We start from the raw sequence: 25,218 nt of genomic DNA, 5'->3' as shown, positions 1-25,218 counted from the left end.
TCCATGAGGCCACGCATGACGACCGTTTTCCATCGCGCCCCGCGCGCCACCTTGCCCGTCGCCGTCGCAGGCGACGGCATCGAGATCGTCGACTCGACCGGCAAACGCTATATCGATGCGTGCGGCGGTGCGGCCGTCTCGTGTCTCGGCCACAGCAACCCGCGCGTGATCGATGCGATCAAGCGGCAGGCGCAGCAATTGCCGTACGCGCATACGTCGTTCTTCACGACCGACGTGGCCGAGGAACTGGCCGACCGGCTCGTCGACGGCGCGCCGGCCGGGCTCGACCACGTGTATTTCGTGTCGGGCGGCTCCGAGGCGATCGAGGCCGCGCTGAAGCTCGCGCGCCAGTACTTCGTCGAGAAGGGCGAGCCGCGGCGCCGTCATTTCATCGCCCGGCGCCAGAGCTATCACGGCAACACGCTTGGCGCACTCGCGATCGGGGGTAACGCATGGCGGCGCGAGCCGTTCCTGCCGCTGCTGATCGACGCGCATCACGTGAGCCCGTGCTATGCGTACCGCGATCAGCAGGCCGGTGAAACGGAGGAAGCGTACGCGCAGCGCCTCGCGGACGAGCTCGAACGGAAGATCGTCGAACTCGGCGCGGAAAACGTCGCGGCGTTCGTCGCGGAAACGGTGGTCGGCGCGACGGCCGGCGCGGTGCCGCCGGTGCGTACCTACCTGAAAAAGATTCGCGCGGTGTGCGACAAGTACGGCGTGCTGCTGATCCTCGACGAGATCATGTCGGGGATGGGGCGCACGGGTTACCTGTATGCGTGCGATGAGGACGGCGTCGCGCCCGATCTGCTGACGATCGCGAAAGGGCTCGGCGCGGGTTACCAGCCGATCGGTGCGACGCTGGTGAGCGATTGCATCTATCGAACGATCGTCGACGGCTCGGGCTTCTTCCAGCACGGTCACACGTACATCGGCCACGCGACCGCCTGCGCGGCCGCGCTCGAAGTGCAGCGCGTGATCGCCGAGGAGAAGCTGCTCGACAACGTGAAGGCGCGCGGCGAGCAACTGCGTGCGTCGTTGCGCGCGCATTACGGTGCGCATCCGCATGTCGGCGACGTGCGCGGCCGCGGGCTGTTCGTCGGCGTCGAGCTCGTGCGCGATCGCGACACCAAGGCGGCGTTCGATCCTGCGTTGAAGCTGCACGCGGCAGTCAAGCGCGAGGCGATGCAGCGCGGCTTGATGGTGTATCCGATGGGCGGCACGATCGACGGCGTGCATGGCGATCACATCCTCATCGCGCCGCCGTTCGTCTGCACCGCGCAGCAGATCGATACGATCGTCGAGCGGCTGTCCGGCGCGATCGGCGCGGCGCTCGCATCGGCCGCCGCGTGAACCCCGACCCCACTGCATTCTCATCATGACAGACAGACTGCCTCCTTTCGATCCCGCGTCGGCCACCGACGAACAGAAGGCCGTGCTCGCCGATATCCTCAGCGGCCCGCGCGGCAACCTGAACGGGCCGTTCCTCGGCTGGATCGCGAGCCCCGAGCTGGCCGAGCACGCGCAGAAGCTCGGCGCGTTCTGCCGTTACCGCACGGGGTTGCCGCTGCGCCTGTCCGAGCTCGCGATTCTCGTGACGGCCGCGCGCTGGCGCTCGCAGGCCGAGTGGCACATCCATCATCCGATCGCGCTCGAGGCCGGCGTGCCGGCCGCGACGGCCGACGCGATCCGGCTCGGCGTCGCGCCCGCATTCGAATCGGACGACGACGCGCTGATCCACGCATTCGCCACCGAGCTGTACGACACGCGCCGTGTGAGCGATGCGACGTTCGCGCGTGCGCGGGCCCGCTTCGGCCACGAGACCGTGGTGAACCTCGTCGCGCTGCTCGGCTATTACGCGCTCGTCGCGATGACGCTCAACACGTTCGATATGCGCGCGGACGGACAAACTGATTTGCCGTTTCCGGAATAATCGCTGCCGGCGCGTGCGGCGGCAGCATGCCGCACGCGCGTCCGGATGGCCCGAAAAGCACGTACGCGCGGGCTTTTCGGCGTTTCGGCACGAATCGTTTCGCGACTTCGGCGTGTTGTAAGGCGTACACAGCACGACCTACCCGTCAGAGCAGGAAATTTTTCCCCTCCCTAGAATTTCGGCAAATAGCTTACGGGGGAAATATCGATGCGCTGGGTCCTGTTGATCGTGTTCATTGCGTGTGTCGTGTACACGCATCGGCGCGGCAAGGTTCGGCACCGGTTGTTCAGGCAACTATCCGACCACTCGACCTTTACCGCACCGCTGAACTGCTTTTCGTACGCGTTCTCGTCGGTGCCGACCACGCCGTTTCTCGATACGCGGCACTTTCCGGAGCTCGCGGTGCTGCAGCGCGAATGGCGCACGTTTCGCAGCGAAGCGCTCGCGTTGCGCGACGCGAGCCGGATCAAGGCGTCGGGCGAGTACAACGACATCGGTTTCAATTCGTTCTTTCGCCACGGCTGGAAGCGTTTCTACCTGAAGTGGTATGACGCGCCGCATCCGTCCGCGCAGGCATTGTGTCCGCGTTCGGTCGAGATCCTGTCGCGGATTCCGTCGATCAAGGCGGCGATGTTCGCGCAGTTGCCGCCGGGCGGGAAGCTCGGGCTGCATCGCGATCCGTATGCGGGCTCGCTGCGCTACCACCTCGGGCTCGCTACGCCGAACGACGACGCGTGCCGGATCGTCGTCGACGGCGAATCGTATGCATGGCGCGACGGCGAGGCCGTGATGTTCGACGAGACGTACCTGCACTGGGCCGAAAACCGCACCGCGCACGATCGCGTGATCCTGTTCTGCGACATCGATCGCCCGATGAAATACCGTTGGGCGCAGCGCATCAACGATGCGTTCGGGCAACTGCTGATGCGCGCGGCCGCATCGCCGAACGAAACCGGCGATCGCACGGGCGGGCTCAATCGCGCGTTCAGGTACCTGTATGCGATTCGCCGCGCCGGCAAGCGCTTGAAGGCGTGGAATCGCACCGTGTACTACATCGTCAAGTGGCTGCTGTTCGGCGGGATCGCGGTCGCGATTTTCTGCATCTGACGGGCGACGGCGGGCGTTTCTTCCGTCTGACGATAGGGCGTACGGCAGGGCGCCGACGGCCTCGCCCGCGATCAATGCAACCAAATGTATTCGTCCGGGATCAACGGACGTTGGCCGCGTATGATGGCTTGTTCACATGGATATGATCGGTGAGCAAGCATGACGAGTACCCGTAAGACCATGATGATCGCCGGCGGGCTCCTGGTCGCCGCGGCCGGCACCGCGTACGTGATGCTGCTGCGCGCGGACCACCGTGCGATCGAAGACGCCGGCATCGGCGACGCGGCCGCACCCGTTGCGTCGGCGCCCGCGGGCAACGATCACGCGGCGCAGGGCGCGATCGCGCCGCCCGCACCGGCTGCCGCGACGGCGCCGAAGCAGGCGGCTGCTGCCCCGTCGCCTCCCGAACCCACACCCGCGCCGGCTGCAACCGCACGCGTCGGCGCCGCGCCTGCGCCGGTTCCCGCGATTCCGGTCGTCAGCGACAAGCCGCAACCGGTGACGAAGCCGGCCGCACCGCCGCCGAAAGTCAACGTCGTGACGGTGGATGCGCAGGATTCGACCCCCACGCCGGCTCCCGCGCCGGCCGCCAAGCCCGCTCAGTCGGCTCAGTCAACCGCACCCGCGCAGGTCACGCAGCGCGCGCCGCGCAAGCGCGACGGCCTCGAACGCCATGCGGCCGCCGCGCGGCCGGCCGCGACGAAATCCGAAACGCCGGAGACGGCCGCGCTCGTCAGGGAATCGGCGAAGCTCGATCCGTCGCTGCCGCCGCCGTCGACGTCATCGATGCAGTCGATGCCGGCGAGCACCGGTTCGTACCGGCAGGGCGGTGCGTCCTCCGGCGCGAATCCGGTGGCCGCCGCGATGACCGAGCAACTGGTCAGGCAGTCGAGCAGTTTCAAGGCGACGGCGCCTGCGCCGGCGGACGGCGGCTCGGCTGCAACCAAGTAACCGCGCGCGTTTTCGGCATAAAAAGGGCCCCGCACGCCGACCAAGGCATGCGGGGCCAAGAGAGACAAACCTTGATGTCGTCGGGCCGACGTGCGTCAGGCGGCGACCGCTTCTTCGGCCTTCGGCTGCGCGGTTGCGACGGGCGCCGCCACGTCCTGACGGATCAGGTGGTCGAACGCGCCGAGCGACGCCTTCGCGCCTTCGCCGACCGCGATCACGATCTGCTTGAACGGCACCGTCGTCACGTCGCCGGCCGCGAACACGCCCGGCACCGACGTCGCGCCGCGCGCATCGACGACGATCTCGCCGTGCTTCGACAGCTCGACCGTGCCTTTCAGCCATTCGGTGTTCGGCACGAGGCCGATCTGCACGAACACGCCTTCGAGATCGATGCGCTGCGTGTCGCCCGAGCGCAGATCTTTGTAGACGAGGCCGTTCAGCTTGCTGCCGTCGCCGGTCAGCTCGGTCGTCTGCGCCTGCGTGACGATCGTCACGTTCGGCAGGCTGCGCAGCTTGCGCTGCAGCACTTCGTCCGCGCGCAGTTGCGCGCCGAATTCGATCAGCGTGACTTCCTTCACGATGCCGGCGAGGTCGATCGCCGCCTCGACGCCCGAGTTGCCGCCGCCAACCACCGCGACACGCTTGCCCTTGAACAGCGGGCCGTCGCAGTGCGGGCAGTACGCGACCCCGCGGTTGCGGTATTCGCGCTCGCCCGGCACGTTGATTTCGCGCCAGCGTGCGCCGGTCGCGAGGATGATCGTCTTCGCCTTCAGCACCGCGCCGTTCGCGAGACGGATCTGATGCACGTCGCCCGGAATCAGCGCGTCGGCGCGCTGCACGTCCATGATGTCGACGTCGTACTGCTTCACGTGCTGTTCGAGCGCGGTCGCAAACTTCGGCCCTTCGGTTTCCTGCACCGACACGAAATTCTCGATCGCCATCGTGTCGAGCACCTGGCCGCCGAAACGCTCGGCGACCACACCCGTCGCGATGCCCTTGCGTGCCGAGTAGATCGCCGCGGCGGCGCCCGCGGGGCCGCCGCCGACGATCAGCGTGTCGAACACCGGCTTGTTCTCGAGCGACTTCGCCGCGCGTTCGCCGGCGCCCGTATCGAGCTTCGCGAGGATTTCCTTCACGCTGCTGCGGCCCTGGCCGAACGACGCACCGTTCAGGAACATCGTCGGCACGGCCATGATCTGGCGCGACTCGACTTCATCCTGGAACAGCGCGCCGTCGATCGCGACGTGGCGGATACGCGGGTTGATCAGCGACATCACGTTCAGCGCCTGCACGACTTCCGGGCAGTTCTGGCACGACAGCGAGAAATACGTTTCGAATGCGTAGTCGCCGTCGAGCGCGCGAATCTGTTCGATCACGTCGTCGTCGAGCTTGATCGGATGGCCGCCCGTTTGCAGCAAGGCGAGCACGAGCGACGTGAATTCATGGCCCATCGGGATGCCGGCGAAGCGGATGCCGGCCGGCTTGCCGGGTTCGCCGATCGAGAACGACGGCTTGCGCTCGGCGTCGTCGCGGCGTTCGGTCACGGTCACGCGATCCGTCAGCGACGCAATCTCGTTCAGCAGCGCCAGCAGTTCCTGCGATTTCGCGCTGTCGTCGAGCGAGGCGACGAGTTCGATCGGGCGCGTGATCTTTTCGAGGTACGCTTTCAGTTGATTCTTGAGATTGGCGTCGAGCATGGCGTTTCGGATTCCGTATTGATTATGCTGGTCGGGCACGTCGTGCCAGAGGAGAGGGCGGGCCGCGCGATGCAGTGCCCGCCGTCGCGCGCCTCGGGCGAGGCGCGCGGAGCGGTCGTCAGATCTTGCCGATCAGGTCGAGCGACGGGGTCAGCGTTTCCGCACCCGGCGTCCACTTGGCCGGGCACACTTCACCCGGGTGCGCCGCGATGTATTGCGCGGCTTGCACCTTGCGCAGCAGTTCGCCAGCGTCGCGGCCGATGCCGTTGTCGTGGATTTCGCACAGCTTGATCTCGCCTTCCGGGTTGATCACGAACGTGCCGCGCAGCGCCATCCCTTCTTCCTCGATCAGCACGTCGAAGTTGCGCGACAGCGTGAGCGTCGGGTCGCCGACCAGCGGGTACTTGATCTTGGCGATCGTGTCCGACGTGTCGTGCCATGCCTTGTGCGTGAAGTGCGTGTCGGTCGACACGCCGTAGATTTCGACACCCAGCTTCTGGAATTCCGCGTAACGGTCGGCGAGGTCGCCCAGCTCGGTCGGGCAGACGAACGTGAAGTCGGCCGGGTAGAACACGACGACGGACCACTTGCCCTTGAAGTTCTCTTCCGAGACGGGCACGAATTCGCCGTTGTGGTAAGCGGTTGCCTTGAACGGCTTGATTTGGGTGTTGATGATCGGCATCTGGGTAATTCCTTTTGGTCAGTGGTGAGTGGAGTGTTGCCAGTATCCGGGTTCACCCTGTGTTTGTGAAATTGCTTGTTTCAATCCGGGGCATCGGGATTTTCTATCTGCTTCCGGCCCTTGATTGGGTGGGGACGGGGGAGCGGAGGGCGTTGATGCGGGCGCCCGCTCGGCATGAGGCGGGGTCGGGGGAGGTGCTGCGAAGGCGTATGCGCTGGGCGTACGCCGGCTTAGATCTGATACGGCACGCGAACGCCGGGTTCGGAGGCGGGAAAGTCCTTCGTGTTGCGCGATACGAGCAGCAGACCGTTCACTTGCGCCGATGCCCACACGATCGCGTCGGGCAGGCGTATCCGGCGGTCCTTGCGAATCGTCACCGCGCGATTTGCAACCGTGCTGTCGAGTGCGATGACGTCGAACGACGAGAGCCATGCACGGATGGGTGCCTCGTCCCTTGCGGACGCCCCGACGAGGACTTCCATCCACGTGATCATGCTGATTGCGCGATAGTCGTAGCGGCCTAACTCCGCACGGGCGGATTCCACGCCGCCCAGATAATCGATCAGGATGTTGGTGTCGAAAAGGGCTTTTACCATTCCGAGCGCAATTCCTCTTGATAGGCGAGCCCATCGATCGTGCGATCTTTCCAGAGACCGAAGACGTCGTCGGCAAGCCGGTGCTTGTTCAGGGCAATGTAGGCGTCGATCGCGTCACGAATGATGGCGGCGCGGGGACGGTGTTGAGTCTCGACGATGACGGCCAACGCGTCTAGTTGGCCATCCGACAGATCGACCAGAATCCGACCCATGGTAACCTCCGATATATGATATGCATATCATATATGCAGACTTAAAAGTATGCAAGGCCCCGGCAGGACGACGCTGCAAGGAGCCCTCGCTCAAATCCCCGCCATCTTCCGCAGCCACTCGGCCAGCCGCCGCGCCCCGTCCGGCATGTCCGCGTCCTCGCGCGTGCACAGGTAGTAGTCGCGCCCGTCGTCGAGCGCGTGATCGAACAGTTGCACGAGTTCGCCGTTCGCCAGTTCGCGCTGGACCAGCGGCGCGCGCAGCAACGCGGCGCCGAGATCCGCGCGCGCCGCGCTCAGCGTGAGCTGGCCGTCCTCGAACATCGGCCCCACCGCATGCGACACGTGCCGCACGCCGGCGCCCTGCAGCCAGTTGACCCACGTGCTGCGATCCTCGTCGTGCACGAGCGGCGCGCGCGCGAGATCGGCCGGCGTGCGGAACGGCCCGTGACGCTTCAGGAACGACGGGCTGCACATCGGCACCATCGCGCCCGGCAGCAGCCGCTCGCAGCGGTAGCCGGGCCAGTCGCCGGTGCCGAAGCGGATCGACAGGTCCGATGCATCGCTTCGGTAGTTGCGGTGATGCGCGTACAGCACCGTGACGTCGACATCGGTGTTGTCGGCCAGGAACGCATGCAGCCGGGGAACGAACCAGCCGATGCCGAGCAGCGGAATCAGGCTGACGGTGATCTGGCGCAGCGACGAACGGTCGCGCACGAAGCGCGTCGCGCTGCGCAGCACCGAGAACGCCGCGCTGATCGACCGGTAGTAGTCGCGCCCCTCGTCGGTGAGCGCGAGCAGCCGGCCTTCGCGCACCGTCAGCGGCGTCTGGATGAACGCTTCGAGCAGTTGCAGCTGATGGCTGACCGCCGACGGCGTGATGTCGAGTTCGCCCGCCGCCGCGGTGACGGAGCCCAGACGCGCGAACGCTTCGAACGCACGCACCGCGCGCAGCGGCGGATCGTGCGGCAATTGTTCGATATTTTTCATGTATCGAATTTTATCGAAAAATCAGGGTAAGCGACAACACAAAAATATCCTGTATTTACAGTGGCATACGGTAATGTGTCGAGAACGGTATAAGCATCCAACAATTGGGTATTTGGGGTTTGGTGGTTGAATATTTAATATTTTTCATGTTTATGATTCGATTCACCGATCCCTCGCACATGAAAATCGCTTTCCTCTCCGCCAGTCTCGCCTTCTCCGCGGCCGCCCTCGTCGCCGCCGTTCCCGCGTTCGCGCAGTCCGCTCCGCAGACGGTCCTGATCGGCCTCGCCGCGCCGCTCACCGGCCCGTCCGCGCGAATCGGCAAGGATCTGCAGAACGGCGCGCAACTCGCGATCGACGACGCGAACGCCAAGCATCCAACCATCGGCGGCAAGCCGGTCGTCTACAAGCTCGTCGCGGCCGACGACCAGTCCGATCCGCGCACGGCCGTCGCGGTCGCGCAGCAACTCGTCGACCAGCACGTGATCGGCGTCGTCGGTCACTGGAACACGGGCTGCAGCGTGCCGGCGTCGCGCGTGTACCGCGATGCGGGCATCCCGCAGATCGCCCCGGCGTCCACCGGCCATCAATACACGCAGCAGGGCTACGCGACGGCGTTGCGCATCATGGGTCACGACGATGCGGGTGGCCACTTCACCGGTGCATACGCGGTGAAGACGCTGAAGGCGAAGCGCATCGCGGTGATCGACGATCGCACGTCATTCGGCGCGGGGCTGGCCGACCAGTTCATCCAGGGCGTGCAGGCGAACGGCGGCACGATCGTCGATCGCCAGTACGTGAACGACAAGACCACCGATTTCAGCGGCGTGCTGACCGCGATCAAGGGCAAGCGCGCGGATCTCGTGTTCTTCGGCGGCCTCGACGCGCAGGCCGCGCCGATCGCGCGCCGGATGCGCCAGCTCGGCGTGAACGCGCCGCTGCTCGGCGCGGGCGGCTTCGTGAGCCAGACCTTCCTGTCGCTCGCCGGCAAGGACGGCGACGGCGTGACGGCGCTCGAACCGGGCCTGCCGCTCGACCGGATGCCGGGCGGCAAGACGTTCGATGCGCAATACCAGGCGCGCTATCACGCGCCGATCGAACTGCATGCGCCGTTCGCGTACGACGCGGCCGCCACGCTGATCGCGGCCGCGCAGAAGGCCGGCACGACCCAGCCGGCGAAGCTCGTCGCGGCCGTTCGCGCGATCGACCGGCCCGGCGTGACGGGGCGCATCGCATTCGACGCCGAAGGCAACCTGAAGGACCCGGCCTTCACGATCTACCAGGTGCGCGGCGGCAAGTGGGCCGTCGTCGACGTGCTCGGCGGCTCGCGTACCGCCGTCAAGTAACGATAAAACGATCAGGGCGATCCCCATGACCGAAGCGAACCCGACATCCGCTGCCGCACCCGAAGACACACGCCTCGGGATTTTCGCGCGGCGCCGCATCGAAGCGGAAATCATCAAGCCGATCTACGAGATCATGAAGCGCGAGTTCGGCGCCGAGCGCGCGCAGGCCGTGATCGCCGAAGCCGTGCGCGGCGCGGCCGTCGATGCGGGCCGTACGTTCGCCGCGCAGGAGCCGGACGGCCCGAGCGTGAAGTCGTTCATCGCGCTGCAGGTGCTGTGGGAGAAGGACGATGCGCTCGACGTCGAGGTGCGGCGCGCGGACGACGCGCACTACGACTACGACGTGCATCGCTGCAGCTACGCCGAGATGTATCACGCGATGGGGCTTGGCGAGATCGGGCACCTGCTGAGCTGCGCGCGCGACAGCTATTTCATCCAGGGCTATGCGCCGGACATCGCGCTCACGCGCACCAGCACGATCATGCAGGGCGGCAAGCGCTGCGATTTCCGCTATGCGCTGCAACGCGCGCCGGAGCACGGCGATGCATGACGCTACCGTGACCATGCCGCGCGTCGACGGCGACCGTCTGTGGGCGTCGCTCGAACGGATGGCGCAGATCGGCGCGACGCCGAAGGGCGGCGTCTGCCGTCTCGCGCTGACCGATCTCGACCGCGAGTCGCGCGACCTGTTCGTGCAGTGGGCGCGCGACGCCGGCTGCACGGTGCGCGTCGATCGGATGGGCAACGTGTTCGCGCGCCGCGCGGGCCGCAATCCGGGCGCCGCACCCGTGATGACGGGCTCGCACGCCGATTCGCAGCCGACCGGCGGCCGCTACGACGGCATCTACGGCGTGCTCGGCGGGCTCGAGGTCGTGCGCGCGCTGAACGACGCGGGCATCGAGACCGAACGCCCGGTCGACGTCGTGATCTGGACCAACGAGGAAGGCTCGCGCTTCGCGCCGGCGATGGTGGCGGCCGGCGTGTTCTCGGGCGTCTATACGCTCGAATACGGGCTGTCGCGCACCGACGGCGCGGGCCGGACGATCGGCGAGGAACTCGAACGGATCGGCTACGCGGGCACGGAGCCGGTCGGCGGCTATCCGGTGCACGCCGCGTACGAACTGCATATCGAGCAGGGCGCGATTCTCGAACGGGCCGGCAAGACGATCGGCGTCGTGACGGCGGGGCAGGGGCAGCGCTGGTACGAGGTGACGCTGACCGGGGTCGATGCGCACGCCGGTACGACGCCAATGGAGTTTCGTCGCGACGCGCTGGTGGGCGCCGCGCGGATGATCTCGTTCGTCGACGAACTCGGCCGCCGTTACGCACCGGATGCGCGCGCAACGGTCGGGATGATCGAGGCGCGGCCGAATTCGCGCAATACGGTGCCGGGCGGCTGTTTTTTCACGGTGGAATTCCGGCATCCCGATGATGCGGTCCTCGACGAACTGGACGCGGCGCTGCGCGCGGAGCTCGCGCGCGTGGCCGACGAAACCGGCCTCGGCGCGCGAATCGAGCAGATTTTCACGTATGCGCCGGTGCCGTTCGCGCCACGCTGTATCGACACGGTGCGCGACGCGGCCCGCGCGCTCGGGTTGTCGCACATGGACATCGTGTCCGGTGCGGGACACGACGCGTGCTATGTCGCGCGTGTCGCGCCGACCGGGATGATCTTCGTGCCGTGTGTGGACGGGCTGAGCCACAACGAGGCGGAAGCGATTACGCCGGAATGGGCGACGGCGGGCGCCGACGTGCTGTTGCGCGCGGTGTTGCAGAGTGCGCAGGAAGCGTAAGCGCGACGCGTGCGGCCGGGCGGCGGAGCGCTCGCGTTACTTCCCCGCCTTGCGCCGCGCCATATACGCGAGATACGCGACGATCTGGTCGAGTTCGCGGTCGCTCAACTGTTCGGGCGGAAACGCCGGCATGCTGCGGCCCGGCCAGTCGCGTACCGACGCCGGGTTGCGGATGTAGCGGCGCAGCGCGGCGGGCTGGAAATAGTCGACCGGGTTCATCGGCGAGTTCAGGTCGGGGCCGGCGTGGCTGCTGCCCGCGCCGTCGATGCGATGACACGCGAGACATTGCGTGACGAACAGCCGCTGGCCCGCGCGGGCCGGATCGTTCGCGGGCAACGCGGCATCGACCGCGAGCGACGGCCAGCGCGCGAGCGGCGACGATTCGATCGTGATGCGCACGATCTGGTACGGCCACTGTTCGCCGCGCACCGACGACGCGTCCGGCCCGAGCCACACGAGATAGAACGGCCCCGCGCCGACCTGCTTGCCGGGCAGCTTCGGCCACGGATGGGCCGGATCCTCGATCGCGAGCCACGGGACCGCGCCGGCCGGCGCGCGGCGGCGCACGAGATCGAGCGGCAATTGCGCGGCGAAACCGTCGGCCGCGCGCGTTTCGAGCACGCCGTCGGCCGGCAGCGGCGTGTCGCCGAGCAGCGCGGCGAACGGCACCGCGCGGAACGTCATCGGCCGACCGTATGCGATGTCGCGCGGCACGTGGATGTCGGTCGCGTCCGGACGCGCGAGCAGCGTCTGGCGGGTGAGGGCGCGGGCCGTGCCGTCGGTGTCGAGTTCGAGCGTGGACTGAGCCGACGCGCGTTGCCCGAGCAGGCAGACCGTCAGCAGCACAAGCGAAAACCACTGGCGCTTCAGCATTCGTTCTCCGGGAAGGGGCGTTCCGGCGGCGGCAGGCGGGCCGCCGCGGCCGATGGAAGGAATCGGGCGACAGTCTATCCGGTACGGGCGGCGCTGGCGAATTCGGCGCGCAAGGGCGCGGCGGTCATGACCGGACCGGCCCGTGACAGTGGGTCCGACCAACGGGGCGCCGCGTGGGCGAGGTGTCGTCATCGCGGTTCGGACCACGGAGGGAGAACGCTCACGGTGGCGACACGCGGTCTGCCCGCGTTCACGACATTGCGTTACCGGCCATCGTCGTCAATGACTCGAACAAGCCGCTTCGCTCTTCGGCATGGGTGTGCGTTGCGCTGGTTCGAAATCGGCTTCACGCATCCCCGACGGCGTCAGCGACACGAAATGCATCGCCGTGCCGCGCGCCGGGAAACCGGCGATGCCGGTCGAACCCCAAGGAATCGGCGAGCGTTGCACGCCGCTCACTGCAATGTTCGCCGGCCCAAGCGCGAGCGTCAGCAGCCGCCCGTCGCGGGTCGGCACATACGCGTGCGTGCCGGCGACACCGAGGTCTGATTCGCGCACCGACGCCGGCAGGCAATCGAGCGTCGCCGTGCGGCGGCCGTCCGGCGCGATCAGCATCGCGACGCCGCGATCGTCCGCCGTCGTCGTGACGACGATGAAACGGTCGATCTCTGGCACATAGGCGGCCGAATACACGTAGTACTGGATCGCGTCGTTCAGCGATCCGAGTTTTTCCAGCTTCGCGGTGACGGGGTCGAACATCGCGTATTCGAGCGTCGCGTCCGTGCTGCCTTCGATGAACTTCTGCCACACGAGCAGCGCGTTGCGCGGCGAGCCCGCGATCACGGGCCACCACTCGCGGCGGCGCGGCGCGACCGCGACATGGTTCAGTACGCGCCCGGCCGCATCGTAGGTTTTCAGGTAGACACCGTTGCCGCTGCCGAGGTTGTCGACCCCGCCGCCGTTGACCCAGTCGGCCGAATAGAACACGACGAAGCGGTCGCCGGCCGTCGCGACATGCCCCGAATGGCCGCCCGATTCGACGTCGTTCGGGTAGGGCTTGACCGGTTTCAGGTCGCGGCGGTAGACGCCGTAGCGCTGGCTGACTTCCTGCGGCGCGTTCCAGCCGTCCTCGAACGTGACGAAGATGTCGCCGCGCGCGTTCTGCGCGATCGACACGGGTTCCTGCGCCTCGGGGCGGCTGATGAACGTGCGCACGTGCAGCACGCGCGTCCCGCCGGGCAGCCATTCGCCGACGTACACGTCATGCGGCCAGTTGCCGCCGCGCAGCGCGCCGCGCGGCACGATGCCCGAGCTGCTGAAGAACACCCAGCGTTTGCCGTCGCCGGCGTCGGCCACGCCGATTCCGTGCATGAAGCGCCGCGGGTCGCCGCTGTCCTGCGGCGACGGGGCGGTCGACACCGTGACCGTATGCACGACCGGCGCGCCGGCGAAGGCCGGCGGCGACGCCGTGCCGATGCCGCCCGCGCCGCAAAGGGCAATTGCGGCCAGCCGCACGACGGCCTGTACCGGGCGCGTTCGCCGCATCATTCGACGGTTACCGATTTCGCGAGGTTGCGCGGCTTGTCGACGTCGGCGCCGCGCGCGCAGCCGACGTGATACGCGAGCAGTTGCAACGGAATCACGTTGACGATCGGCGACAGCAGGTCGCCCGATTCGCGCACGCGGATCAGGTGCGTGTCGCGGTCGGCGTCGATCTCGAGCTGACTGCCGGCCAGCACGTAAAGCCGGCCGCCGCGTGCACGCACCTCGGCCATGTTGGACTTCAGCTTCTGGAACAGGCGGTCGTCCGGCGCGATCGTGACGACCGGCATCGCGCTCGTGACGAGCGCGAGCGGCCCGTGCTTCAGCTCGCCGGCCGCATGGCCTTCCGCGTGGATGTACGACACTTCCTTCAGCTTCAGGGCGCCTTCCAGTGCGATCGGGAAATGGATGCCGCGGCCGAGGAACAGCGCGTTCTCGGTGCGCGCGAACTTCGTGGCCCAGCCCATGATCTGCGTTTCCAGCGCGAGCGCGTGGCCGATGCGCCCGGGCAGCGCGCGCAACTGCTTCAGGTGCGTCGCGACTTGCGCGGCATCGAGCCGGCCGCGTAGTTGCGCGAGCGTCAGCGTCAGCAAGAACAGCGCGACGAGCTGCGTGGTGAACGCCTTGGTCGACGCGACGCCGAGTTCGGCGCCGGCCCGCGTCAGGAACCGCAGTGGCGCGTTGCGCGCGATCGTGCTGGTCGCGACGTTGCAGATCGCCATCGACAAATCCTGGCCCATCGTGCGCGCCTGCTCGATAGCGCCGATGGTGTCGGCCGTTTCGCCCGACTGCGAGATGCCGACGACGAGCGTGCGCGGATCGGCCACCGTGTCGCGGTAGCGGTATTCGCTGGCGATCTCGACCTGGGCCGGCACGCCCGCGATGCTTTCGAGCCAGTACTTCGCCGTGAGGCCCGCGTAGTAGCTGGTGCCGCAGCCGAGCAGCAGCACGCTTCTGACTCGCGACAGCAGCCCGCGCGTGCCTTCCGTCGCGTCGAACAGCGCCGGCGAGATCGTGTCGATGCCGTCGAGCGTGCTGTCGATCGCCTTCGGTTGCTCGAAGATTTCCTTCTGCATGAAGTGCTGGTACGGGCCGAGCGCGGCATCGTCCGCGCGCGCCTTCACTTCGCACAACGGGCGCCGTGCTTCCTGCCCGCCCGCATCGACCACGGCGATGCGATCCGGCGTGATCAGCGCGACGTCGCCGTCCTCCAGGTACACGAAGCGGTCGGTCAGGTCGCCGAGCGCCGCGCAGTCGGACGCGAGGTAGTTCTGCTCGGCGCCGATGCCGATCACGAGCGGCGAGCCGGCGCGCGCGGCGACGAGGCGCTGCGGCTCCCGCGCGCCGAGCACCGCGATCGCGTACGCGCCGTGCAGCCGTTTGACCGCGCGCACCACCGCGTCGAACAGGTCGTCGCGATAGAGGCTGTGGATCAGGTGCGCGATGACCTCGGTGTCGGTCTGCCCGCGAAACGTGTAGCCGCGTTGCTTCAGTTCGGCGCGCAGCGTGTCGTGGTTCTCGATGATCCCGTTGTGCACGACGGCGATCGTGTCGCCCGACATGATCGGATGCGCGTTCATTTCAGACGGCGCGCCATGTGTCGCCCAGCGCGTATGCGCGATGCAGGTTTGCGCTTCGAGGCCGAGCGTCAGCACGCGGTCCTGCAGGTCCGTCACGCGTCGCAGCGTGCGTTCGCTGCGCAGGCGGCCGTCGCCCTGAACGGCGATGCCGCACGAATCGTAGCCGCGATATTCGAGCCGGCTCAGTGCATTGACCAGTTGCGGCACCTGATTGTTCAGGCCGCTTGCTCCGACGATTCCGCACATGATTCACCTCTTCTCCAGGAAGTTTTCTGGCTGGCGCGCGACACGCGGCAGCACGATGTCAGGAGTGGTGCCGCGTCGCACGGCAGGCGTCGCGCGCGGCGCGGCACGTCTCCGGCGATCTATTCGCGGGGCTGCGGCCCGGCATGGGCAACCCATTCGATGCCCGAAATCGACCCGTTCGCATCGTGCGACGCGACGAGAATGCGCGTCGTGCGGCGCGCGCCGCGCCGGCGCTCGCTCGCGAACGCGGTCGGCGGCACGGAGCGCACCTTCACGCTGGCCGAGCGTCGCACCATCTTCGACACGCGCAGGCGATAGGCGAATGGATGCACGACGCGTCCCGCGATCAGCCACATGACGATCGTGCCGGCGATCAGCGCGATGCTCGTCACGTAGAACACGATCTGCTCGATCGGCATCTCGGCCTCGTTGAACGGCAGCAGGTAGCGGTACGTATAGATGCAGATCGATGCCCATACACCGCCGACCAGCGCGGGCCGCACGAGGCGGAACCATGCGACGAGCACGGGCCCGACGATGCCGCCGCGTTCGGCGATCATGTCGCGCGGGGCGCGCAGGGAAAGGTCAATAATCGGCGCGTTCTTCATGTTGAATGCCTCGGTCGGGACTGACCCAGACGGCGCGCTTGCCGCGGCCCCGCAGTACGACGGCGGGCAGGGCGACGACGGTGGTGATCATGCTGATCAGCCAGAACGCGACGGGGTACCAGATGGTGTCAAGGAAGTACATCAGGAGTTTTTCGTCGTAACGACGATCGATCATGCTGCCGATGATCAGCTGCAGGATGCAGGTCGCGACCAGCAGCATCCCGTGCCAGTGCGGCACCACGGACACATGCCAGTTCGGCGGAAGCGGGTAGACGACGTCGATCAGCGCGAGCAGCAGGATGAACGACATCGAGTACGCCCACGCGATGCCGATCAGGTACTCGACGAACAGCGGCCACATCATCATCTGCGTGGGCCGCATCAGCGTGCCCGCGTACTTGAGCAACACCTGGATGCCGCCCTTGGACCAGCGCAGCCGCTGCCGGTAGAGCCCCTTGAGCGTCTCGGGCATCAGGATCCAGCTGAGCGCGTGCGGCTCGTACACGACGCGCCAGTCGCGGCACTGCAGCTTCCAGCTGATGTCGATGTCCTCGGTCAGCATGTCCGAGCTCCAGTAGCCGACGTCGGCGAGCGCGGTCTTGCGGAACATCGTGATCACGCCCGATACCGTGAAGATGCGGCCGTACACCTGCTGCGTGCGCTTGATGAGCCCGACGATCGACGAGAATTCGCCGACCTGCATGCGGCCGAGCAGCGACGTGCGCGTGCGGATGCGCGGGTTGCCGGTCACCGCGCCCACGCCCGGGTCGGTCAGGAAATGTTCGAGCATCCAGCCGATCGCGTCGTGCGCGAGCAGCGCGTCGCCGTCGATACAGAGCAGGTATTCCGCGTTGGATACCGCGGCCGCGGTCGTGAGCCCGACCGCCTTGCCTTCGTTGCGCGCGTGATGGATCACGAGCAGCCGCGGGATCTCGACGGCCAGCTCGTTGAGGATCTCGCCCGTGCGATCCTTGCTGCCGTCGTTGACCGCGATGATGTCGTAGTTCGGATACTGCATCCCGTTCAGATGGGCGATCACGCTGCGCGCGTTCGCGGCTTCGTTGAAGCAGGGCACGACGATCGACACCTTCGGGATGCCGCTCGACGCGATCGTGCGTGTCGACAGCTCGCGGCCTTCCTCGAGCAGGAAGTAGTGCACGACGCCGCCGATCATCCACAGATACGACATGAAGAACGGATAGTAGAAGACGAAATCCTGCAGGCGCTGGATCAGGCTATGGGAGGTCATGGCGTCTTGGTTCCCCGCGATTGCTGCATCTGCATCAGCGCGTTGATGGAGGTTGGGTCGAGGCGCGACTTCAGCGACATCACGTCGCGCATCGCGTCGAGCTCCGGCTGGCCGGTCAGGAAGTTGTCGGGGTAGTAGCCGAAATTCACGGCGCCCTCGCTGCGCAGCCGCCGCATCTGCGCGAGCAGCGTGCTGGCCGGCACCGCCTTCTGCCCGTGCCAGTCGTACGACTGCAGTTCGAACACGGTGCGCTGCAGCCCGCGCTGCTTCGCGCGCACCGCCTTCACGAGCTGGTCGAGCCAGCCTTCCGGGTCCTTCGCCTGTTCCATGTACGGCATCGCCATCAGCGCGACGTAGTCGTAGGCGGCGAGGAAATCGTCGTAGTTCTGCGCATACCACGCTTCCGATTCGGGCTTGAGCACCGGCATCGCGAAGATGTTGCGCGCGGTCAGCACGTCGCCGGCGTTCTGGTGGGCCAGCACGATCTGTTCGAGCTGCCGGGTCATGTCGATCAGGTAGCGCGTCTTCTGGCGCGTCCAGCGCTTCATCAGGTCGGGGTTCTCGCGGATCTTGCCGACGTCGGCCGGCAGCCCCCATTGCGAATAGGTGCGCAGCGCATGCCGGCCCGCATCCTCGTAGTCGTCGAGCACGGCGTCGTCGCCGAACAGGATGCCGCTGAACGACGCGTGCTTGCTGAGATCCTCGTAGACCTGCTGGATCATCAGCCGCGCATCGGGATCGAACGGGCTCAGCCGGAACACGCGCGCGCCGTTCTCGCGGGCCGGCGCGCCGCCGTAGGCGCTGACGGCTTCGAGCGCGCGGAGCTTGTCGGCCGGCGGCCGGAACGCGAGCACCGGCATCCACGCGTATACCTGCACGTTGGACCGCGTGTTGAGCTGCCACGCGGCACGCGAGAACAGGTCGGAACGCATCGGCAGATGCCGGTTCGGGAAATACACCGCTTCGGCCACGCCCGTGCCCTTCGGGTCCGCATACGCCTGCAGGTACACCGATTTCGGCTGCATCCGGTAGATGCGCTCGATCAGCTTGCCGAGATTCGCTTCCTGCCGCGCGGGATCGGGGTCGTAGACCTGGTCGAGATCGACCTGCACGGTACGCTCGGGCATGTCGACGTCGCCGCGGTTCGACGCCGGCTCGCGCATCGAGCGCTCGAACCCGCCGATATCGACGTCGTACATCATCAGAATTCGTCTGAGCCGGTCGAGCGGCACGTCCGGCGTATTCGGGCCGGCATCGAGGCTGAACTGGATGTCCATGCCGAGCGATGTCGAGATCTGGCGCACGGGCTGGTTTTCCGCACCGTACGGCCACACCATCGAGCGCGCGACGATGCCGGTGCGTTCGCGGATCTGCCGCACGCAAGTCTGCAGGTCGTCGTGCACGCGGGCGTGGAATTCGGCGTCGGTTTCATAGCGCTTCTGGTCTTGCAGGTACAGGTGCGACGTGGTCGCCGGCAATTCGTTGCCTTGCGGATTCGCGATCGCGCCATGATGCAGATTGTGGGTGTGGCAGCCGAGCTCGACGAATTCCGACTGCCCGAGCTTCTTCACCTCGTCCCACGACAGGAAGTAGTCGCGCGGCACCTGAACCTTGTCGCTGATGCGGATCGGCGTATCCGGCGGCGTGTCGATCCACGCGGTGACGAGGCCCATCACGGCCGGATACTTGAAGCGCTCCAGCAGCGGCAGCACCTTCGTGTAGTGGCTGCGAAAGCCATCGTCGAACGTGAGCAGCACCGAGCGCGGCGGCAGCGGCTTGCCGCCGCGCCGCGACGCCTCGATCTGCTTGACCGTGATGGTGTGGTAGTTGTTGGTCTGCAGCCACGAGAAGATCGCGGTCAGCGTACCGGTATCGACCGAGAACGGATCGATGATCGCGGTCGGCGACGAAAACGACGCCATCAGGTTGTCGCGCACGTCGTGCAGGCAGATCACGCGAAACGTCTTGCCGTCGGCCGGGTCGGACGGCGGCAGCAGGTCGATCATCTTGGCGCCGCTCACGCCCGGGAACAGCGAACAGGCGGCAAACGTGCCGAGGCATCCGCACATGAAGGTCCGTCTGGATTGCATTCAGGGCTCCTTTCTAAAACGGCAGGTTGAGCGACAGGAAGCCGGTTTCGGAGCGCTCGCGCTGGCCGTCGTACGCGTGGCTGCTGACCTCGACGCCGTAGCTCAGCGTGATGTCGCGCTTGAACGTCCACGCGTGCTCGATGCGCGCACTCCACAACGGGCTGGTGCCGAAGCCGCGCTCGTTGTACGCGCCGCCCGACACCGACACGCGCTGTCGCAGCCCGAGGTCGCCCTTCTTCCACAGCGTCAGTTGATGCATGACGGTCGCCGCGGCCGCGTAGTCGCGACCGGGGCTGAAGTAGGGCGCGTCCCGCCGCGTGTTGCTGTCCGTGCCCAGGTTCAGCGAGACGTTGACGAGCTGGTTCGCGGACGTATACACGCGCTGCGTGGCGGTCGCCGCGATCTCCTGGTGCAGGTTCGAATCGCTGTAGCGGCTCACGCCGTAGCTGAGCTTGACTTCGCGCCGGTCGTTCTGGCGATACACGACCTCGACGTTCGCGGAGCGGCCCCAGATGTGCGCGGCATACGCTTTCCACGGCAGCGAGTTGTCGTTGGTGTCGAGCCCGGCGCTGACCGTCCAGTAGTCGTTCAACGCGTACGCGATCGTCCCGCGGCCGCCGGTTCGGCCGTCCCCGCCCATCGAGCGCGTGACTTCGCCGAGCACGGTGAGCGGCCCGTGCCGGTAGTCGCCGCCGATGCCGGTGCGCGTGCGGCTGAGGTTGCCGTCGTCGGTCTGCGCGAAACCATAGAACGTGTGCGAAAACACGCGCCAGTTGTCGCCGAACGGTTGCGAATACACATAGCTGTCCGACGTGAAGCTGTTGTTGGCCAGCGCGCTGTTGCCGTGCTCGAAGCTCAGGTCGGTCGTGAACACCGGGCTGCGGTATGCGTTGTAGTCGCGCTTGAAGCTGCGCACCGCACCGCTGTCCGGGAACGTGTTGCCGAGGGTCTGGTCGACGGTTTTCGCGGTCGCGTAATCGTCCGCCGTGAGCGATGCGCGGCCGAGGCCCGCGAGCATCTCGACGCTGTCCGGGTGATCGGTCAGCGACGCGCGATACATCGAGATCGCCTGGCGCGGATGCGATTGGCCCGACACGGCGTCGGCATGCGCGGCGCGCACCTCAGCGTTGAACGGCACCTCTTTCTCGAGCTGTTCGAGCGCGGCGATCCCTTCGTTCACGTGACCCGTGAAGATCAGATATTGCGCGCGCAGCCGGTAGTAGCGCAGATAGTCGCTTTCTCCCGGGCCGACGTTGGTCACCTGCCTGGCCGGCGGTAGCGACTTCTCCATGTCGTCGAGCACCTGCTTCGCTTCCGGCGCGCGTGCCTGGTCGACGTACGACCAGAACAGCCCTTCCTGCAGCTCGATCGGTCGCGTGCGGGAGCCGTACTGGAAGCCGCGGGTCGCGCGATCGGTCGGCGAGGCGGTGGCCTGTTTCAGCGCGCGCGCGTACACGGCGTTCGCCTTGGCCGGCTCGCTCAGGTACAGGTATGCGTCGCCGACGGCCGCCAACGCGTCGATCGAGATTTCCGCGCTGGACGGAATCGTCTCGAACGTCGCGACGGCCGTTTTCATCTCGCCGCGTGCGGCAAGGGCGACGACCCGGTCGCCCGCGAGTGCGGTGCGGACCGGGGTGTACTCGGGTGTCGCGGGTATCCGCTTGTCGAGGTCGTCCGCCGCGCGCAGCGCGTCGTCGATTCCGTCGAAGCGGTCCGAACTCGTCATCGAGCGCGACTTGTCGCGTCCGCCGCGCACCTGCTGGCGAATCGACAGCTCCTCCAGTTGCGCGATGTCGACGGCGGAGAACGCATCGGGCCGGGCCTTCGCTTCGTCGAGCGCTTTGACCGCGCCGCCGCTCGCCGCGAGGCCGAACACGTCGTTGCGTACCGTCTCGACGTCGGCGGTGCGGAGATTCGGCGCCCGCGCATTCGGCGCTTCGACGTCGGGCCCCTGCGATCGCTGGGTCGGCTCGCCGGGGAGCTGGGCGCCGGGCGTCTGTGAATTCGGCGGCTGGGACGACGGCAGTTGCGCGCCGGGCGTCTCGGTCGCAGGCGTGGGCGAGTTCGGCATCGGTGTGCCGGATGCCTGCGCGGTGAGCGTCGGCATGGTCGGCGCAACCGGCGGTGCGGTGGTCAGGGGGTGGGCGGGCTGCGGCGGTGCATCCGACGTTCGCGCGCGCGGCGCCGACGTATCCGGCGGCGGGGTGTCGAATGCCTGCGCAAGCAGCATCGATGCGTTCGGCGATGCTGCGACCGGCGCCGGTGCGCTCGGCTGCGCAGCATCGGGGTCCACCACGACCGTGGTCGGCATCGCCGGGTTCGGCGCCTGCGCGATCTGCAGCGACGCGTCCGAGGCCCGCGCGATCGGCGTGGGCGCAAGCGGGGGCTGCGTGCCCGAACCCTGCGCGGCCTGCGTCGACGCGCCCGTTGGCCGCAGGTCGGGGGGCAGCGCATCCGGCGCACCGCGGGATCCGGCGATTTCGCTCGCGCCGCGCGGTTCCGCGTCGCCTTCGGCGGAAAGACACGGGCCGGACGCGACGAGCAGGCACAGCAGCGGCGCATGCAGGAGGATCCGCCGGGTCGGCGGAGCGACGGTGGTGCATTGTTGGTGACGATTGTTGGCCACGGTGTCTCCTCACTTTGAAACGATCACGTCGATTGCACGCCCGAGGGCCGGTTCACAGGCGGTTGCGAATCGCCTGCCCCAGCAGTGCGCGCGATTCGCTGTTCGTCGGGTCGATGGCGAGTGCTCGGCTCGCGTTCTGCTCCACGCAGCTCCATTCGTCGATCTCTGCGCACCGGCGCGCCTTGGCCAGAGCGCGGGCGCCTTCCAGCTCATCGTGCGTGACGCGGGCGGTCTCCATGTGCGGCGTGCCGGCGAGGCTCGACTGCGGCTGCCGTTCCGTCGCGGGGTCGGGGCGTTTTCTCGTGCGTGCCAGCGCCTGCGAGCGTGACGTCCGGTGCGCATCGCCGGCGCGCGCCGAGCGACTGCCGGTCGACGCCGCGTGCGGGTTCGCCGCGAGCTTCGTCGGCGGCACGTGCGCGGCGCGCGGTGGGCTCGTGTCGGAGCGGGCCGTCGCTTGAGGCGGCACGGCCGGTTCGGCCGGAGCCGACACGGCGGGCGCCGTCGAGGCGGACGGCGGAGCCGGCCCGGCCTGCGCGACCGTCGACGTCGAGCCGGCGGGCGCCGTTGTGTGGGACGAGCCGCCCGTCGCCGCGACGATGAGCTGGCGGTACTTGCCGACGACGTTGCCGATCACGCCGGCGATATCGTGCGTCACGCTCGCGTGGCCGATCCTCGTGTCTCGCTCGACGTACGCGAACGCGCCGAAGATCGCGGCAAATGCAGCGACGCTGAGCGCCGCATTCTTTCCCGGACCCCACGAGGGTTTCGGCTGACGGTCGGGCGAGTCGTCCGGTCGTTCTGGACGGGGCATTCAAGTCTCCTGGATTCGATGCGTTCCATGAATGACGCGATCGGAGCGGGGCGGTGCGACGTTTCACCATCGCAACTGCGTCGTGAGCGCACCCGTCTCGACGATCGCGAACTGGGTTGCTCCCTGATAGGTCCCTTCGACCCGGTAGCTCGCGTCCGGCACGCTGAACAGGCAGCGCGATCCCGATGCATTGAATTCGACGAGCACGCGCCCATGCCGGCGCAGGCGCACCTGCACGTTGGAGAGGGGCTGGCCGGTGCTCCCCGACACGAACGACACGCCCAGGTTGTACGGGCGCCCGTCAGGGGGAAGCGGCGCGGTGCCGTCGATCCGCGCATCGCCGCAGATATACGAAATCACGTACCGGTTTGCCCCCGGACCGGACGCCGGCGGCGGGGCCGCCGATGTCTGGGCCATGGCGTTCATGCAGAGCGTGGAGAGCACGACGCTCAGGAAAGGGCGAGCCTGCTGTCGAAGCGAAGGTGACATTGCAATCTCCCGTCCGGAATCGATGACGCGCATCGACTCGGAGTCGAATTTGCCAACGTTCTTTTTGCGACACGCTATTGATACACGATGGCTTTTGAACCAACAACCGCGTGTGACCCGAATGGGACGGGAGCGAAAGATCCTATCTAAATAGGATAAGGATGGATTGGTAAGGATGTCTTAATTCTGAATAAAGTCGATATTCCCGGACATGAAAATTGCTCACCGGTAGCGATGATCGAGCACGCTTTGAATCACGTCGGAGGTATCGACGTTCGTGCCGAAAAATAACGACTGATAAAAGAAACTGTTGCGCCTGTATTCGAGAAGAATCGATGAATGTTCGGATACAGACCGCATGTCGAGAAATGAGGGTGCGACGTTTTTGATCATTCCGGCTGTTACAGGTAAATAGAAACTTGTGTAACAAGGTATTTCTGTCTGGAAAATCAGTCCGAATATTCTTACTTAATACGGGAAGCAGTAAAAAGTACGACACGGATTCGCAAACGTTTGCGTTTTAATGGCGGCGGATTGGGGCAGGTGAGGGATTTTATGGAATCCGGCGGATTATCGATTGCCGTCGAAAGAATACGCATGCGCGCCATGGATATCCACGGCGCGGACACAGCGTTCAGCGACTGCCGCCCGCGCTTCGTCGCGCGCCGCGCATTGCCGGCGCGGCCGCCTCTTCGGTGCCGATCGCCGCGTCGAGGGCCGTGCGCGGCCGGTTCATGATGTAGGCCCACAGCTGCTCGGCCGCGAGCCCGCGCTTGCGCGCCGATCGATACAGGCGGATTTCGAGTTCGGTGATCCAGTCGCCGGTGCCGGCGCAGACGAGCGTGCCGTCCGCGAGCTCTTTCGCGACGCAGCTTTCCGGCAGCCAGCCGATGCCGTGCCCGGCCACGACCATGCCTTTCAGCGCCTCGGACATGTGCGTCTCGAAACACCGGTGCAGCACATACGGCTCGGTCGCGTTCAGCAGCAGCATCTCGACGATGTTGCCGAGAAAGGCGCCCGACGAATACGCGAGCAGCGGCAGCGGCGCATCGGGCGTGCCGGGCAGCTGGAACACCGGCTTGCCGCGTGCATCGGGCGACGACACGGGCAGGATCCGTTCGACGCCGAGGCTGACGAACGGAAAGTGGTTCGGATCGAGCACGATCGGCAACTGCGGATGGTGATAGCCGAGCAACAGGTCGCATTCGCCTTCGACGAGCTGCTGCACGCCTTCCGGCACGTTCACCGCATTGACGCGCGCGGTCACGTGGCCGACCTCGCTGTTGAGCTGCTTGAGCCATTCCGGAAACAGCGTGAACACGAGCGTATGCGCGACGGCGAAGCGCACGACCTGGTCGCTGGCCGCGAACTGGTCGTAGCCGTTCACGAGATTGCGCGCCGCATACATGCTGCGCAGGATGTCCGCGGCGAGCCCGCGGAACATCTGGCCGGCCGGCGTCAGTGCGATCGGATTGATGCTCCGGTCCACCAGCTTCGCGTCCATCCAGGTTTCGAGGGCGGCGATTCGTCTACTGAACGCCGATTGCGTCAGGTGCCGATGACGCGCGGCCCGGGAAAAGCTCTTGGTATCCGCCAGGCTCAGGAAATCTTCCAGCCACTTTGCTTCCATTTCGATCTTCGCTTTTTATAGTCGGGCGCCTGAAAGGGGGCGCCGTCTGCTGCGCAAACGTTCTAGCGTACCGCGCATCGCGTCGGTCGGGCCGATGTTTTTTTTCGATCGGTGTCAGTCGAAATATGCATGGGCGTTGTCGGCGGGATTACGGCTACATAGCGTTGAGGGGC

The 25,218-nt window shown here is 66.7% G+C and carries 22 protein-coding genes; 7 read left to right on the top strand and 15 right to left on the bottom strand.

The window, feature by feature from the left end; genetic code table 11:
* Positions 1-15 precede the first annotated feature (15 nt).
* From LGN10_RS06805 to LGN10_RS06790, 4 genes are all read left to right on the top strand, one after another.
* Positions 16-1,350: an aspartate aminotransferase family protein gene (locus tag LGN10_RS06805; protein ID WP_226222435.1), complete on the top strand. Its 1,335-nt coding sequence runs from the start codon at positions 16-18 to the stop codon at positions 1,348-1,350.
* Positions 1,351-1,375: 25 nt separating this feature from the next.
* Entirely contained in the window at positions 1,376-1,930 is a 555-nt protein-coding gene (locus tag LGN10_RS06800) for a carboxymuconolactone decarboxylase family protein (RefSeq protein ID WP_089465534.1), read from the top strand.
* Between the two features lie 207 nt (positions 1,931-2,137).
* Positions 2,138-3,037: a lipid A hydroxylase LpxO gene (lpxO, locus tag LGN10_RS06795; protein ID WP_060311132.1), complete on the top strand. Its 900-nt coding sequence runs from the start codon at positions 2,138-2,140 to the stop codon at positions 3,035-3,037.
* A gap of 159 nt (positions 3,038-3,196) precedes the next feature.
* On the top strand, positions 3,197-3,988 hold the full coding sequence (locus LGN10_RS06790; protein WP_226222433.1) for an extensin: 792 nt from the start codon (positions 3,197-3,199) through the stop codon (positions 3,986-3,988).
* Positions 3,989-4,083: 95 nt separating this feature from the next.
* On the opposite strand, the gene ahpF is transcribed toward LGN10_RS06790, so the two are convergent.
* The 5 genes from ahpF to LGN10_RS06765 all read right to left on the bottom strand — a co-directional run bounded on the left by ahpF (position 4,084) and on the right by LGN10_RS06765 (position 8,162).
* Positions 4,084-5,685 carry an alkyl hydroperoxide reductase subunit F gene (gene ahpF / locus LGN10_RS06785; protein ID WP_060311130.1) on the bottom strand — a complete coding sequence of 534 codons (1,602 nt, stop codon included), beginning with the start codon at positions 5,683-5,685 and terminating at the stop codon, positions 4,084-4,086.
* Positions 5,686-5,803: 118 nt separating this feature from the next.
* A complete protein-coding gene (gene ahpC / locus LGN10_RS06780; RefSeq protein WP_011547973.1) occupies positions 5,804-6,367 on the bottom strand; it encodes an alkyl hydroperoxide reductase subunit C in 564 nt (187 codons plus the stop codon).
* Positions 6,368-6,597: 230 nt separating this feature from the next.
* The gene (locus LGN10_RS06775) at positions 6,598-6,963 is read right to left on the bottom strand and encodes a type II toxin-antitoxin system VapC family toxin (RefSeq protein ID WP_059582424.1); all 366 of its coding nucleotides are present in this window, start codon (positions 6,961-6,963) and stop codon (positions 6,598-6,600) included.
* On the bottom strand, positions 6,957-7,175 hold the full coding sequence (locus LGN10_RS06770) for a ribbon-helix-helix protein, CopG family (RefSeq protein ID WP_124659322.1): 219 nt from the start codon (positions 7,173-7,175) through the stop codon (positions 6,957-6,959). The genes LGN10_RS06775 and LGN10_RS06770 overlap by 7 nt, the downstream gene beginning before the upstream one ends.
* 90 nt (positions 7,176-7,265) lie before the next feature.
* The gene (locus LGN10_RS06765; RefSeq protein WP_226222431.1) at positions 7,266-8,162 is read right to left on the bottom strand and encodes a LysR substrate-binding domain-containing protein; all 897 of its coding nucleotides are present in this window, start codon (positions 8,160-8,162) and stop codon (positions 7,266-7,268) included.
* Between the two features lie 179 nt (positions 8,163-8,341).
* Here LGN10_RS06765 and LGN10_RS06760 point away from each other — a divergent pair, with 179 nt between their 5' ends.
* From LGN10_RS06760 to LGN10_RS06750, 3 genes are read left to right on the top strand one after another with little or no spacing between them, the layout of a single operon-like run.
* Positions 8,342-9,508, top strand: coding sequence for a branched-chain amino acid ABC transporter substrate-binding protein (locus LGN10_RS06760; protein WP_124659323.1), 1,167 nt, complete (start codon positions 8,342-8,344; stop codon positions 9,506-9,508).
* A gap of 25 nt (positions 9,509-9,533) precedes the next feature.
* Complete coding sequence (locus tag LGN10_RS06755) at positions 9,534-10,058, top strand: L-2-amino-thiazoline-4-carboxylic acid hydrolase (RefSeq protein ID WP_226222429.1); 525 nt, start codon at positions 9,534-9,536, stop codon at positions 10,056-10,058.
* Positions 10,051-11,301 (top strand): Zn-dependent hydrolase, encoded by a 1,251-nt coding sequence (locus LGN10_RS06750; protein WP_124659324.1) that lies wholly within the window; start codon positions 10,051-10,053, stop codon positions 11,299-11,301. The genes LGN10_RS06755 and LGN10_RS06750 overlap by 8 nt, the downstream gene beginning before the upstream one ends.
* Before the next feature lie 36 nt (positions 11,302-11,337).
* Here LGN10_RS06750 and LGN10_RS06745 read toward each other — a convergent pair whose 3' ends face one another.
* From LGN10_RS06745 to LGN10_RS06700, 10 genes are all read right to left on the bottom strand, one after another.
* A complete protein-coding gene (locus LGN10_RS06745) occupies positions 11,338-12,174 on the bottom strand; it encodes a c-type cytochrome (protein WP_226222427.1) in 837 nt (278 codons plus the stop codon).
* A 279-nt stretch (positions 12,175-12,453) separates the two neighbouring features.
* Positions 12,454-13,722 carry a hypothetical protein gene (locus LGN10_RS06740; protein ID WP_226222426.1) on the bottom strand — a complete coding sequence of 423 codons (1,269 nt, stop codon included), beginning with the start codon at positions 13,720-13,722 and terminating at the stop codon, positions 12,454-12,456.
* Positions 13,719-15,542, bottom strand: a complete 1,824-nt coding sequence (glmS, locus tag LGN10_RS06735; protein ID WP_226222424.1) for a glutamine--fructose-6-phosphate transaminase (isomerizing) — start codon at positions 15,540-15,542, stop codon at positions 13,719-13,721. Before glmS ends, LGN10_RS06740 begins: the two co-directional genes overlap by 4 nt.
* Before the next feature lie 119 nt (positions 15,543-15,661).
* A complete protein-coding gene (locus LGN10_RS06730; RefSeq protein WP_059582405.1) occupies positions 15,662-16,150 on the bottom strand; it encodes a hypothetical protein in 489 nt (162 codons plus the stop codon).
* Positions 16,128-17,399, bottom strand: coding sequence for a poly-beta-1,6-N-acetyl-D-glucosamine synthase (pgaC, locus tag LGN10_RS06725; RefSeq protein ID WP_060311121.1), 1,272 nt, complete (start codon positions 17,397-17,399; stop codon positions 16,128-16,130). Before pgaC ends, LGN10_RS06730 begins: the two co-directional genes overlap by 23 nt.
* Positions 17,396-19,489, bottom strand: coding sequence for a poly-beta-1,6-N-acetyl-D-glucosamine N-deacetylase PgaB (gene pgaB, locus LGN10_RS06720; RefSeq protein WP_226222422.1), 2,094 nt, complete (start codon positions 19,487-19,489; stop codon positions 17,396-17,398). The genes pgaC and pgaB overlap by 4 nt, the downstream gene beginning before the upstream one ends.
* Before the next feature lie 13 nt (positions 19,490-19,502).
* Positions 19,503-22,115 (bottom strand): poly-beta-1,6 N-acetyl-D-glucosamine export porin PgaA, encoded by a 2,613-nt coding sequence (pgaA, locus tag LGN10_RS06715; RefSeq protein WP_226222420.1) that lies wholly within the window; start codon positions 22,113-22,115, stop codon positions 19,503-19,505.
* A 52-nt stretch (positions 22,116-22,167) separates the two neighbouring features.
* Positions 22,168-22,926, bottom strand: coding sequence for a hypothetical protein (locus LGN10_RS06710; RefSeq protein WP_226222418.1), 759 nt, complete (start codon positions 22,924-22,926; stop codon positions 22,168-22,170).
* A gap of 63 nt (positions 22,927-22,989) precedes the next feature.
* Positions 22,990-23,415 (bottom strand): hypothetical protein, encoded by a 426-nt coding sequence (locus tag LGN10_RS06705; RefSeq protein WP_060311732.1) that lies wholly within the window; start codon positions 23,413-23,415, stop codon positions 22,990-22,992.
* A gap of 634 nt (positions 23,416-24,049) precedes the next feature.
* Positions 24,050-25,045, bottom strand: a complete 996-nt coding sequence (locus LGN10_RS06700; protein ID WP_059582392.1) for a LysR substrate-binding domain-containing protein — start codon at positions 25,043-25,045, stop codon at positions 24,050-24,052.
* Positions 25,046-25,218 lie beyond the last annotated feature (173 nt).

This window comes from Burkholderia sp. AU32262, from assembly GCF_020419985.1.
GTDB lineage: Bacteria > Pseudomonadota > Gammaproteobacteria > Burkholderiales > Burkholderiaceae > Burkholderia > Burkholderia semiarida.
Note: the sequence above shows the minus strand (reverse complement) of the source record. Positions and strands in the feature narration are given on the sequence as shown.

What these genes read in the sequence shown, in the direction of transcription:
- glmS (WP_226222424.1), bottom strand. Translation starts at nt 15,542, where the DNA reads ATGTGCGGAATCGTCGGAGCAAGCGGCCTGAACAATCAGGTGCCGCAA.
- LGN10_RS06790 (WP_226222433.1), top strand. Translation starts at nt 3,197, where the DNA reads ATGACGAGTACCCGTAAGACCATGATGATCGCCGGCGGGCTCCTGGTC.
- LGN10_RS06750 (WP_124659324.1), top strand. Translation starts at nt 10,051, where the DNA reads ATGCATGACGCTACCGTGACCATGCCGCGCGTCGACGGCGACCGTCTG.
- lpxO (WP_060311132.1), top strand. Translation starts at nt 2,138, where the DNA reads ATGCGCTGGGTCCTGTTGATCGTGTTCATTGCGTGTGTCGTGTACACG.
- LGN10_RS06740 (WP_226222426.1), bottom strand. Translation starts at nt 13,722, where the DNA reads ATGATGCGGCGAACGCGCCCGGTACAGGCCGTCGTGCGGCTGGCCGCA.
- LGN10_RS06705 (WP_060311732.1), bottom strand. Translation starts at nt 23,415, where the DNA reads ATGTCACCTTCGCTTCGACAGCAGGCTCGCCCTTTCCTGAGCGTCGTG.
- LGN10_RS06760 (WP_124659323.1), top strand. Translation starts at nt 8,342, where the DNA reads ATGAAAATCGCTTTCCTCTCCGCCAGTCTCGCCTTCTCCGCGGCCGCC.
- LGN10_RS06805 (WP_226222435.1), top strand. Translation starts at nt 16, where the DNA reads ATGACGACCGTTTTCCATCGCGCCCCGCGCGCCACCTTGCCCGTCGCC.
- ahpC (WP_011547973.1), bottom strand. Translation starts at nt 6,367, where the DNA reads ATGCCGATCATCAACACCCAAATCAAGCCGTTCAAGGCAACCGCTTAC.
- LGN10_RS06710 (WP_226222418.1), bottom strand. Translation starts at nt 22,926, where the DNA reads ATGCCCCGTCCAGAACGACCGGACGACTCGCCCGACCGTCAGCCGAAA.
- LGN10_RS06770 (WP_124659322.1), bottom strand. Translation starts at nt 7,175, where the DNA reads ATGGGTCGGATTCTGGTCGATCTGTCGGATGGCCAACTAGACGCGTTG.
- LGN10_RS06765 (WP_226222431.1), bottom strand. Translation starts at nt 8,162, where the DNA reads ATGAAAAATATCGAACAATTGCCGCACGATCCGCCGCTGCGCGCGGTG.
- LGN10_RS06745 (WP_226222427.1), bottom strand. Translation starts at nt 12,174, where the DNA reads ATGCTGAAGCGCCAGTGGTTTTCGCTTGTGCTGCTGACGGTCTGCCTG.
- LGN10_RS06800 (WP_089465534.1), top strand. Translation starts at nt 1,376, where the DNA reads ATGACAGACAGACTGCCTCCTTTCGATCCCGCGTCGGCCACCGACGAA.
- LGN10_RS06755 (WP_226222429.1), top strand. Translation starts at nt 9,534, where the DNA reads ATGACCGAAGCGAACCCGACATCCGCTGCCGCACCCGAAGACACACGC.
- LGN10_RS06730 (WP_059582405.1), bottom strand. Translation starts at nt 16,150, where the DNA reads ATGAAGAACGCGCCGATTATTGACCTTTCCCTGCGCGCCCCGCGCGAC.
- LGN10_RS06700 (WP_059582392.1), bottom strand. Translation starts at nt 25,045, where the DNA reads ATGGAAGCAAAGTGGCTGGAAGATTTCCTGAGCCTGGCGGATACCAAG.
- LGN10_RS06775 (WP_059582424.1), bottom strand. Translation starts at nt 6,963, where the DNA reads ATGGTAAAAGCCCTTTTCGACACCAACATCCTGATCGATTATCTGGGC.
- pgaC (WP_060311121.1), bottom strand. Translation starts at nt 17,399, where the DNA reads ATGACCTCCCATAGCCTGATCCAGCGCCTGCAGGATTTCGTCTTCTAC.
- ahpF (WP_060311130.1), bottom strand. Translation starts at nt 5,685, where the DNA reads ATGCTCGACGCCAATCTCAAGAATCAACTGAAAGCGTACCTCGAAAAG.
- pgaB (WP_226222422.1), bottom strand. Translation starts at nt 19,489, where the DNA reads ATGCAATCCAGACGGACCTTCATGTGCGGATGCCTCGGCACGTTTGCC.